Source organism: uncultured Methylobacterium sp., assembly GCF_964251405.1.
Classification (GTDB): domain Bacteria; phylum Pseudomonadota; class Alphaproteobacteria; order Rhizobiales; family Beijerinckiaceae; genus Methylobacterium.
In genome coordinates, this window is record NZ_CAXUJR010000029.1 from 1 (window position 1) to 2,825 (window position 2,825).

General features: G+C 68.0%; 3 protein-coding genes. 1 reads left to right on the top strand and 2 read right to left on the bottom strand.

Going from position 1 to position 2,825, the window contains the following annotated elements:
- The coding region (locus tag ACFE7U_RS07660) for a Clp protease N-terminal domain-containing protein (RefSeq protein ID WP_375409140.1) at positions 1-1,087 on the bottom strand (1,087 nt) is incomplete at its 3' end.
- Positions 1,088-1,313: 226 nt separating this feature from the next.
- On the opposite strand from ACFE7U_RS07660, the gene ACFE7U_RS07665 reads away from it, so the two are divergent.
- Positions 1,314-2,132 carry an MOSC domain-containing protein gene (locus ACFE7U_RS07665; protein ID WP_375409141.1) on the top strand — a complete coding sequence of 273 codons (819 nt, stop codon included), beginning with the start codon at positions 1,314-1,316 and terminating at the stop codon, positions 2,130-2,132.
- A 90-nt stretch (positions 2,133-2,222) separates the two neighbouring features.
- On the opposite strand, the gene ACFE7U_RS07670 is transcribed toward ACFE7U_RS07665, so the two are convergent.
- The gene (locus tag ACFE7U_RS07670; RefSeq protein ID WP_375409142.1) at positions 2,223-2,546 is read right to left on the bottom strand and encodes a hypothetical protein; all 324 of its coding nucleotides are present in this window, start codon (positions 2,544-2,546) and stop codon (positions 2,223-2,225) included.
- Between the last annotated feature and the right edge of the window lie 279 nt (positions 2,547-2,825).

The following is a 2,825-nucleotide window of genomic DNA, read 5'->3' on the forward strand; positions in this document are numbered from 1 at the left end:
CGTGGTGCTGCTCGTACTTCTCCTTGATGCCGCGCAGGATCGAGACCGTGTCCTCCACCGTGGGCTCGGAGACGAAGACGGGCTGGAAACGTCGCGCGAGGGCCGCATCCTTCTCGACGTGCTTGCGGTATTCGTCGAGCGTGGTCGCACCGACGCAGTGCAGCTCGCCGCGCGCGAGGGCGGGCTTCAGGAGGTTCGAGGCGTCCATCGCCCCGTCCGCCTTGCCCGCACCCACGAGGGTGTGCATCTCGTCGATGAACAGGATGATGCCGCCGGCCGCCGCCGTCACCTCCGAGAGCACGCCCTTCAGCCGTTCCTCGAACTCTCCGCGGTACTTGGCGCCCGCTATGAGCGAGCCCATGTCGAGGGCGAGCAGGCTCTTCTCCCTCAGGCTTTCGGGCACGTCGCCGTTGACGATGCGTAGGGCCAGCCCCTCGATGATCGCGGTCTTGCCGACACCCGGCTCGCCGATGAGGACAGGATTGTTCTTCGTTCGCCGGGACAGGACCTGGATGGTGCGGCGGATCTCCTCGTCGCGGCCGATGACCGGATCGAGCTTGCCCTCGCGCGCGGCCTCCGTGAGATCGCGCGCATACTTCTTGAGCGCATCGTAGGCGTTCTCGGCGGTGGCGTTGTCCGCCGTGCGTCCCTTGCGAAGGGCGTTGATGGCGGCGTTCAGCGAATTGGCGGTGACGCCGGCGGCGGCGAGCGCCCGGCCGGCCTCGGTGTCCTTCTCGACGGCGATGGCCACAAGCAGGCGCTCGACCGTGACGTAGGAATCGCCGGCCTTCTGCGCCGCTTTCTCGGCGGTATCGAACAGGCGCATCAGCTCGCGGGTCGCCTGCGGCTGCGCGGCGTTGCCCGAGACTTTAGGTTGCTTGGCGAGCCACTGCTCGGTCTGTGCCAGCGCGACGCGCGACTGGCCGCCGGCACGGTCGATCAGGCCGGCGCACAGGCCCTCGGGGTCGTCGAGCAGGACCTTGAGCAGGTGTCCCGGCTGGAATTGCGGATGGCCCTCGCGCATGGCGAGGCTCTGGGCGGCCTGGACGAAGCCGCGGGCGCGTTCGGTATAGATCTCGAAATTCATGCCGGTGTTTCCCTCGTATCGGACTCAAGGTCGCCCGCTGACGCAGCGCGGCCCCGTCGAGACGTCGTCCTCCGGCCATTGCCGCGAGAGACCCCGGCGCCAGATCGGCCGCCGGTGACCGTGATGTAGTGTTGCAGATCGGCACCACAAGAGGGTTCGAGGCCTGGCACTGGACGGCGAGGCAAGGGCCTTGCGGAGCTTGGCCTTTCTGGCACAGGCTCCGCCCATGACCACCGGTTCCGACCCCCTTCGCATCGACGCCCTGTATCGCTACCCCGTGAAGGGGTTGAGCCCTGAACCGCTCCACGAGGTCGATCTGGAAGCGGGTGCGTACTTTCCGGGCGACCGGCTGTTCGCCGTCGAGAACGGCCCGTCCGGGTTCGACCCGGCCAACCCGAGGCACCAACCCAAGATCAAGTTCCTGATGCTCATGCGGAACGAGGCGCTGGCACGCCTCGCCACGCGCTACGACCCCTCCAGCGGCATCCTCACCATCCGCAGCGAGGGGAAGGTCGCCGCCGCGGGCGCATTGGACGACCCCGAAGGTCGACGCTCCATCGAGACATTCCTGAAAGGCTATCTTCCCGACGAGCTTCGCGGCGAACCCCGCCTGCTCGCGGCCCCTGCGGGTTTCCGGTTCACCGATTCGCAACGTGGGTTCGTCTCGCTGATCAACCTCGCCAGCGTGTCGGCCCTGGAGGACATGACAGGCGCGGCCGTCGACCCTCTGCGCTTTCGCGCGAACCTCCACGTCTCCGGCCTCGCGCCATGGGCCGAACTCGACCTCGTCGGCCGGACCTTCGCTGGGCAGGGCGGCGCCATCTTGCGGATCATCAAGCGGACGGAGCGATGCGCGGCCACCAACGTCGATCCGGCCACAGGCATCCGAGACCTGACAATCCCGCGGACCCTCGACCAGCATCTCCGCCATACCGATTGCGGCGTCTACGCCGAGGTATTGTCTGGTGGGCGTCTGCGGAACGGCGATTCCCTCGTCTTCGACGACGCTATTGCGGAGCCGGTGCCACAACCGTCCGCCGACTGACGCGGGAACATCGCGCCGTCGCTTGATCCGACGAAGGCGGAGGTGCCGTCGCCCCTCCGCCCTTCGATCGCAATCCTGATGTCGCTCGGTTTATTCGCCCGTCAGAGCGGCTTTCGTCCGAGACCACCAGCCCGCACGCTTCGGACGATCGGGATCGATCGGGGTCAGCACGACCGCAACCGGCTCCGGCCTCGGTTCAGGCTTGGCGAGCGGCACCGTCTCAGCGGCCGAGCCATTCGCAGCCTCGGCCTGTCCCTGGGGGACGACCGAAACCGGCAGGTCGAGGACGACCGCTTCGGACATCGATGCTTCGACCTTGGACGGTGCGGTCTCACCGGGCGACGCGTCGTCGGTATCTCCCACGACCTGAACCGTCTCGGCACTCCGCGGCTCTTCGGCCTTGAGGACGGCCACGACATCCTCCTGAGTCGCGTCGTCCGGCATAGCGTCGACGACATCGCGCCCTGGCGCCGCACCACGCTCGCGCCCGCGGCCACCGCGACGGCCACGACGTCGGCGCCGTCCGGCACCTTCCTCTTCGGCGCCGTCACCGAGAGGAGAGTCCGCGCTAGGCGACACCTCGGACCCTGCTACCGCCCTAGCGCCGTCCGGTGAATCGGAATCGGGCTGACCGTCGTCGCCACCGGCCACCTGTTCGTCGCCGTCGTGCTCCTCACCGTCATTCTCTCCGGT